This is a genomic window from bacterium (genome assembly GCA_037143175.1).
Taxonomy (GTDB): Bacteria; Verrucomicrobiota; Kiritimatiellia; order CAIKKV01; family CAITUY01; genus JAABPW01.
Map to the genome: position 1 here is coordinate 1 of JBAWZF010000084.1, position 7,648 is coordinate 7,648.

Consider the following 7,648-nt stretch of genomic DNA (forward strand, 5'->3'; position numbering starts at 1 on the left):
TTAACGGTCAGGGTTGGCACCCCCCGAGCCCCTCCCCAGTGTCTGAATCGCAGGGCCTAAAGGCCGGGAGGTCTGCCACATCTTTATCGATGAAATTCAGGAAATCGAGGAGTGGGAGCGGATCGTCGCGGACTGGTCCGGGCGACGTGACCTCGATGTGGTGATCACCGGATCCAACGCCCATCTTTTATCAGGGGAGCTCGCCACGCTTTTGGCGGGTCGGTATGTTGAAGTTCAAATTTTCCCGCTCTCATTTTCTGAGTTCCGGGTTTTTAACGGGTTGCAGGAAGTCGAGACGGGGGAGGCCTTCAGGCAATTCCTTCGCTTCGGCGGACTGCCCGGACTGCATGAGTTCGGACCTTTGGCTGAGTCGACGTTCCAACCTTTCGTCTCGGGGGTCTTCAATACGATCATGTTGAAGGACATTGTGCGGCGTCATCAGGTGCGGAACTATGCTTTACTCGAACAGGTCAGCCGGTATGTTTTTGACAACATTGGGAATCTCACGAACGCCAGCCGCATCAATGCGTTTCTGAAAAGTCAAAAACTTTCGGTTGGAGTGGATACCATTTTGAACTATATGAAGTGGTTCGCAGATGCCCATCTCACTCACCGGGTGCTGCTTTACGACATCAAGGGGCGCCGCCATCTTGAGGTGAACGAGAAGCACTACGTCAGCGATCTTGGGTTCCGCACCGCCTTGCTCGGATATCGCGCGGATGATATTGGCGGAATGCTGGAAAATGTGGTTTGTATTGAACTTCTACGCAGAGGGTACCGTGTGTCTGTCGGGCGACTCGGCACGCTCGAGATTGATTTCGTGGCCGAGCGTGAGGGTAAAAAAACCTACATCCAGGTTGCCTACCTGCTTTCCTCCAAGGCGACCGTTCAACGGGAAACGGTACCCCTTTTAGCGGTAAAAGATAATTATCCTAAGTTATTACTGACCCTTGACCGCGAGGTGGGGGATGATTACGAGGGCGTGCAGCGGCTTTACCTTCCTGATTGGCTTAGCGAAGGTTCCGGCTAAAACCGTGGAGCGCTGGCTTGCAGAACTCAAGGGGAAGGGGCGGATCGAGTATCGCGGAAGCAAGAAGACCGGTGGGTATTTCGCCATATAGTATGCCGGGTTAGGGACTAGGTGGCGTTCGCCGTCCCTGGCGAACGATTTTCTTTCCAGATCAATCAGCCGCCGGGGACGGCGGCTGCCACCTAATTCCCTGGCAATCCGCGATCTGAAGCGCTTCAGATGAGAAAACCAAGAAAACGAACATCGAACATTCAACAGTCAACGCCGAACATCGAACGGGGCTAACGCGGTTTTGTTCAACGTTGGAAGTTCAGTGTTGACCATATTTGGATAATTATCATTGACCAAATATAGGCGTTTAAATATCCTCAAAAAATATGAAAGACGAATTCCAGATTCATAATCTGTTCAGGGAGTCTCTTGAACGGTTCTTACGGGACGATCCACATTTGCGACGTGCGGCTTTACAGCCGTTTTCGTATGTCTCGCCATTGATCAATACGCCGGAATTTCTGGAGCCCGGCATTCTCATGATTACAGGCGGGAGGCAGGTCGGCAAAACAACTTGTCTGAAGCAGTTCATTGCGAAGGTGTTGAGGGATGGGCTGGTGCGGCCGGATCATGTGTCGTTTATGACCGGAGAACTGATTCGGGACGATATCGAACTGCGGCGGGAGATTGTGTCAGAACTGGAGGGAAAGAGCGGCTGGCAGGTGATTGTCGTTGATGAAATCAGCTATGTGAAAGACTGGGACAAGGCGGTTAAGTTCCTGGCCGACGCCGGGAGTCTGGAATCGACCACACTCATTTTGTCCGGGTCTGACAGTGCGATCCTACGCGAGGCCATGAAGCGCTTCGCCGGTCGGCGGGGCCGGTCGGCTCAAGTGGATTTCGTCTTCCACCCGCTCGGTTTTGCCGAGACGGTAACACTCAAAGTGCCCGGGTTGAGCGGATTGGTCGCCGCTTGTAAGGAGGCGGACACTTCCATTGATTTGCCCGACTATCAGGAACGGCTGCCGCAACTTGAAGCCCTGTTTGATGAGTATCTCCTGCATGGCGGCTATCTGACGGCGATAGCGGACATGCTCAGGGGCGGACGCATCGAGGCGGCGACGTACAGAACGTATGCGGAGTGGCTACGTGGCGATATCCTGAAACACAACAAGCAGGAGAAGTATCTCCTTGAAGTGCTAAGAGGTATGATGAAGACCTATGCTTCGCAGGTTTCCTGGATTTCGCTGGCCAAGGAGCTTTCGATTGAACACCACAAGACGGTGAGTGACTATGTGGCGATCCTCGAAGACATGCATGCGGTGATCGTCCAGGAGGCCTTGGCGGAACATACTCTGTCGGCGGCGCCGAAAAAGGCGAAGAAACTGTATTTTGAGGATCCGTTTATCTTTCACGCCGTAGAAACAATGCTGGGGAAAATGACTGCGGAAAGCACTCCGGCCTTGGTCGAGACGGTTGCTGCTGCGCACTTTTACCGGAAATACGGGAAGACCTATTATATCAAGGGTGCCAAAGGCGAGGTTGATATTGCCTATTTGCATAATGAAACGTTTTTTCCTGTCGAAATCAAATGGACCACGCAGATCCGGCCGGAGGAACTAAAACAGGTCATGCTCTATAAAAACAGCCTGATTCTGGGTCGGCAGCGCGCGCCAGGGCGTATCGGTCATGTCCAGTATATTCCACTGGTCAGGTATTTGTTGGGGCTTTAATGGTCAATCAGCCGCCGGGACGTCGGCTGCCACCTAATTAAATGGTAATTCATGATCTGAAGCGCTTCAGATGAGAAATAAACGTATCAAAACCGGAGTCCGACTCCGCGATGTGGCCACTGCGGCCGGCGTCTCCAGTGCTACTGTCTCGATCTTGGCCTCGAGAAGTTATTCTTTCATATTGCTCGCATCCTCATATTATGTGAGGATGCGTGTATGAACCACAGGGAAGCCAATGACAACATATGGGATGTAGCCGATGGTCAGAGTGGCTTTTTTACTACTGGGCAAGCCATTGCCGCTGGCTTCGCTGACAATACTCACCCATACCATGTTAGAGTCGGAAACTGGCTGCGAATGTACCGTGGCATCTATCGCCTTGCGCGTTATCCGCAGGGTGACAACGCTCAACTGATTCTCTGGGCGCTCTGGTCACGGGATCGAAGCGGGCGACCTCAAGGTGTGTATTCCCGTCTCACGGCACTGCGCATCCATGATCTGTCCGATGCCATGCCTGTCCGTCTGGAAATGACCGTACCCCCAGCATTCCGAAGGCGAAAACCTCTTCCCTCGGTTCTGATTTTGCATCATGAGATATTGCCTGAGAGCGACATTCTTCATAGGTCCGGTTATGCGGTCACAACCCCCCTGCGGTCAGTGCTCGATCTCGTAAGAAGTGGGAGTGTTTCCAGGGACATCGTGCGGCAGGCCGTCCGCGAGGCGCGCCAACGCGGGCTTATCACAGTGGCTCAATTCAGGGAGGCGAGGGATCGTGGGGATGTCCCGTCATGGGCCGATGATCGACTGGAGAATAGCCTCTCATGATTGCAAAGCAGTATGAAACCGCAAAGGCTTTCCGTAAGGGGTTGGAAGACCGGCTCATTAAACTGGCTGCGGATGAAGGTGCGGATGTTCAGCGCTTGCGCCGCCAACTTGCCTTTGATCGTTTCCTCTGCAGACTTTCCCATCATTCTGGATCCAAATGGGCTTTAAAGGGAGGGTATGCCATGGAACTACGAATGAAAATGGCTCGCACTACACGGGATATTGATCTCGGCCTGAAGCAGCGTCCGGCAGGAAGCACGCCTGGGGAATTGTCTGCATCCATGCTGGCACTTTTGCAAGCAGCGATAAACTGCGACATGAATGATTATTTCTATTTTCAAGCGGGGGAAGCGACGATGGAACTTGAGGCCGCTCCTGATATCGGTATGCGATTCCCTGTAATAGCATCGGTCGCTGATCGCGTTTTCGCCCGCTTTCATGTAGATATCAGCGTTGGGGATGTTTTCCGCAACTCATACGAGGTCGTAAAGGGGCGGGATTGGTTGGCTTTCGCTGGCATTGCCCGCATGGAATTCATGGCCATTTCCAGAGAAGAACAGTTTGCTGAAAAACTACATGCCTATACGCGACCTCGCTCAGGTAGAGAAAACTCCCGAGTCAAGGATCTGGTTGACATGACGCTGTTGATTGATAGTGGCGAAATGGATGCGGCTGTAGTTAAACAAGCAATTCACAATACGTTCGGATGTCGGCAAACCCACTTAATTCCTAGAATGCTTGCCTCACCACCTAAATTCTGGGAAGAACTTTTTGCCGTGCTGGCAAGTGAGTGTGGGATCAACCCGGATATTGCGGCGCAGTTTGAAAAATGTGCGCATTATTTTAAAACCCATATGTCGGCAGAGCCGCTGCATGACAAATAAACGTATCAAAACCGGAGTCCGACTCCGTGATGTGGCCACTGCGGCCAGCGTCTCCAGTGCCACTGTCTCGGCTATCGTGAATGGCCGGGCACAGCAATATGGCATTTGCCAAGCCACCCAGGAGAAGGTGCAGGTCCTCATCCGCCAGATGGGGTATTCACCGAGTCTCGCGGCCTTGGACATGGCGGCTGGCCGGAATTCTCTTGTGGGCTTGGCCGTCTCGGCCGACTTCCCTGCGGCGGATCGGCTGATGGCCTCCCTGGAACCCGCGCTCGCGCAGTCTGGGTTTCGTCTGGTCGTGGCTTATCTGCCCTCTGACCCACCGGCGGCCTCAGCTCGCATTACCAGTCTCCTTCAGTTCGGAATTTCCGGCCTCGTCGTCTGTCCATCGGAATCCCTCGCTTTGCCAAAGATCACCGCTCCCGCCGTCATCGTTGGAAGACCCGGAGCCGGACTGCCGGCCGTCTATGAAGATGAGGCGGAAGGCGAACGCCGCCTCGCCCGGCGTCTTCTCGAGAAAGGCCATCGACGCATTGCCATCCTCGGCGCTCCCGGCTCCACGCTCTCTGCTACAACCGGCTTTCTTGAGGCCTGCGCGCAGGGTGGGGCGACAGTCCGGAGTTTCAATTCGGTTGCTGAATTCCTGCCGGTGGCGGAGAGCGTAACGGCGGTATTTTGTGGCTCATCGGCGGTGTTGCTGGAGCTTTATTCCCGGGGACTTCCGGCCGGGCTTCGCCTTGGTTCAGCCTTGGCTGTGGTGGCGGTGGATCGTCTCGGTGTGGTAGCGCATCTGGTGCCGAGGCCGACGGTGCTTAAACCCGGTGGGACCCAACTTGGACAGGCCGCCGCCCGCCTGCTCCAGCAGGCGATCGAGGGATCAGTGCCCGGCGATGTCCGGCTCGAGCCGGTTCTTGTCGATGGTGACAGCATGCCAGAGGCGCCTATCCAGTCGACAGTGGCGAAGCCGCCGATTGTTGTCACAGTGATTTCCCGTACCGGCGACACGCCGGTTACTACAGGTGCTTCGCGCCCTCTTGCTGTAGTAGCCGCCGTCCCCGGCGGCACAGAGCCTGAATCAGCCAGTCCAGTCGCTGAGACTGAAGTCACTCAAGCGCTCGTTTCGGACGAAGAAATCAACCCTCACCCCAACCCTCTCCCCTCCCAGGGAGAGGGAGTGAGCTTGCCTCAGGACACCGCTATTTCGCCATCTGAAGCGCTTCAGATGCCGGAAGCGGCATCCGATGTGCCAACCGAGAAAGTGGATAACTGACCGATGAAACGTATTTTAGATATAACCGGGGCATTGGTTGGGGTAGTGCTCCTTAGCCCATTATTGGCCGTGGTTTGGCTGGCTGTTATGCTGGAAAGCGGACTGCCGGGCTTGTTCCGTCAGCGTCGTATGGGGCGAGGCGGAAGCGAGTTTACGCTATATAAATTTCGGACTATGACCGTTCAGCGGGGAACGGAACGGGGCTCTTTTGATGCCGGCAGTTCCGCTCGCGTGACACGGGTCGGGAAACTGTTGCGTAAAACTAAACTCGATGAACTTCCGCAGCTTTGGAATGTGCTGGTGGGTGACATGTCACTGGTGGGGCCAAGACCCGAAGTCCGGAAGTGGGTCGAGGCGTATCCGGACCGGTGGGCGAAGGTACTGGCCGTCCGCCCTGGCATCACGGATCCGGCTTCGATCGAGTTCCGGAATGAAGAGGAACTGCTGGCAGCCGCCCCGGAACCGGAAGCCTATTATCGTAATGTGATTTTGCCCAGGAAGCTGGATCTGTATGAAGAGTATGTGGAGACAAGGAGCTTCTGGGGGGATGTGGGGATCCTGTTGAAAACCGTGTGGGCGGTGGCGGGGAGATAAGCGCTGAACATGGGGAACCGGCCAACCAGAAACTACCACTACGACCGTGCTGGTGTGGCGATGCTAACGATCAAGACGCTGCCCCATGTACGGCTTTGCAATATCACCCAGGACGAGTTCACGCTTACGCCGCAGGGTTGCCTGGTGCAGCAGGAATTGCTCGGTATTCCCGGTTATTACCCCCAAGTCAAGGTCGGGCAGTACCAGATCATGCCGGATCACCTGCATGTTCTGGTTCATGTGGTGCGCGACTTGCCGCCGGACGTTACCTTGCAGCGCGTGATCCGCGGGTTCAAGTTAGGCGCAAACCGGGCCTGCGCCGAGGCAATGGGCGGTAGTCGGGTGCGCATTTTTGAAAAGGGCATGTATGACAGTTTGGTGTTTGATCCCGAACATCTGGCGCGGGAGGCGGCCTACATCCGCGATAATGTACGCCGGTATCGGCTATTGAAGGCTAACCCGGCGCTTTTTGAGAAGGTGGCGATGTTGATGACCTTGCCGGACGGCATCCCGCTCTGGGGGGTAGGTAACCGTTTTTTACTGGAGCATCCACGCCGGGTGAGCGTGCAATTTTCGCGCCATACGACGGAGGCACAGTGGCTACAAATCTCGGAACAACTTGCCGACTTTTTGGCTCAGGGGTATGTGTTCGTCTCGCCGTTCATTTCTCCAGTCGAGAAGCGAGTGCTCCAAGAGGTAATAGCGCAGGGCGGCCGGGCGATCCGCCTCACACACCAGTTCTTCGGCGAGCGGTATAAGCCGGGCGGGCGGCTCTTCGATTTGTGCGCGGTAGGCCGGCTGCTGGAGCTTTCCATGGCGGGGGCGTTCCCGCGCTTTGCGCGGCTGGACCGGGCGGCTTGCTTGCAGCTCAATGCGGTGACGGGGGTTGTTGCGACCACACAGTGGTCGCAACGGGGAGAATAAAAACACACAGTGGTCGCAACGGGGAGAATAAAAACACACAGTGGTCGCAACGGGGAGGATAAAACCACACAGTGGTCTAGCAATGTGCGTAAATAGTGCAATTGAAGCGGCATCTTTTAATCTCTGGTGGCGTCCACTGCGTGGGGGCCATCAATAAAATAGTCCAGATAAGGGACACCCAATATGTTCGGATTCCGCTGAAAACCCCCATACCGACGGTCCGCTATGGCCGCGGACCCTCCCAAGATTCTTCAAATGGCGGGCTTTTTCAGTACGGGAGGGACGGCGGCCTCGCCGTCCGTCGCGGTTTTTCAGCGGAATCATGTTCGGCTATCTCTTTAATCTGCGATTCAGACACTGGGGAGGGGCTCGGGGGGTGCCAACCCTGACCGTTAAA

7 protein-coding genes are annotated in these 7,648 nt (G+C 55.3%); all 7 read left to right on the plus strand.

What is annotated here, in order from left to right; translation table 11 throughout:
- Positions 1-85 precede the first annotated feature (85 nt).
- Complete coding sequence (locus tag WCI03_14745; GenBank protein MEI8141111.1) at positions 86-1,030, plus strand: ATP-binding protein; 945 nt, start codon at positions 86-88, stop codon at positions 1,028-1,030.
- 377 nt (positions 1,031-1,407) lie between these two features.
- A complete protein-coding gene (locus WCI03_14750; GenBank protein MEI8141112.1) occupies positions 1,408-2,754 on the plus strand; it encodes an ATP-binding protein in 1,347 nt (448 codons plus the stop codon).
- Between the two features lie 216 nt (positions 2,755-2,970).
- A complete protein-coding gene (locus tag WCI03_14755; protein MEI8141113.1) occupies positions 2,971-3,579 on the plus strand; it encodes a hypothetical protein in 609 nt (202 codons plus the stop codon).
- The gene (locus tag WCI03_14760; protein MEI8141114.1) at positions 3,576-4,463 is read left to right on the plus strand and encodes a nucleotidyl transferase AbiEii/AbiGii toxin family protein; all 888 of its coding nucleotides are present in this window, start codon (positions 3,576-3,578) and stop codon (positions 4,461-4,463) included. Before WCI03_14755 ends, WCI03_14760 begins: the two co-directional genes overlap by 4 nt.
- Positions 4,453-5,733, plus strand: a complete 1,281-nt coding sequence (locus WCI03_14765) for a LacI family DNA-binding transcriptional regulator (GenBank protein ID MEI8141115.1) — start codon at positions 4,453-4,455, stop codon at positions 5,731-5,733. Before WCI03_14760 ends, WCI03_14765 begins: the two co-directional genes overlap by 11 nt.
- Positions 5,734-5,736: 3 nt before the next feature.
- Positions 5,737-6,327 carry a sugar transferase gene (locus tag WCI03_14770; protein ID MEI8141116.1) on the plus strand — a complete coding sequence of 197 codons (591 nt, stop codon included), beginning with the start codon at positions 5,737-5,739 and terminating at the stop codon, positions 6,325-6,327.
- Positions 6,328-6,387: 60 nt separating this feature from the next.
- Positions 6,388-7,251 carry a hypothetical protein gene (locus WCI03_14775; GenBank protein ID MEI8141117.1) on the plus strand — a complete coding sequence of 288 codons (864 nt, stop codon included), beginning with the start codon at positions 6,388-6,390 and terminating at the stop codon, positions 7,249-7,251.
- The last annotated feature ends 397 nt before the right edge of the window (positions 7,252-7,648 follow it).

What these genes read in the sequence shown, in the direction of transcription:
- WCI03_14750 (MEI8141112.1), top strand. Translation starts at nt 1,408, where the DNA reads ATGAAAGACGAATTCCAGATTCATAATCTGTTCAGGGAGTCTCTTGAA.
- WCI03_14755 (MEI8141113.1), top strand. Translation starts at nt 2,971, where the DNA reads ATGAACCACAGGGAAGCCAATGACAACATATGGGATGTAGCCGATGGT.
- WCI03_14760 (MEI8141114.1), top strand. Translation starts at nt 3,576, where the DNA reads ATGATTGCAAAGCAGTATGAAACCGCAAAGGCTTTCCGTAAGGGGTTG.
- WCI03_14765 (MEI8141115.1), top strand. Translation starts at nt 4,453, where the DNA reads ATGACAAATAAACGTATCAAAACCGGAGTCCGACTCCGTGATGTGGCC.
- WCI03_14770 (MEI8141116.1), top strand. Translation starts at nt 5,737, where the DNA reads ATGAAACGTATTTTAGATATAACCGGGGCATTGGTTGGGGTAGTGCTC.
- WCI03_14775 (MEI8141117.1), top strand. Translation starts at nt 6,388, where the DNA reads ATGCTAACGATCAAGACGCTGCCCCATGTACGGCTTTGCAATATCACC.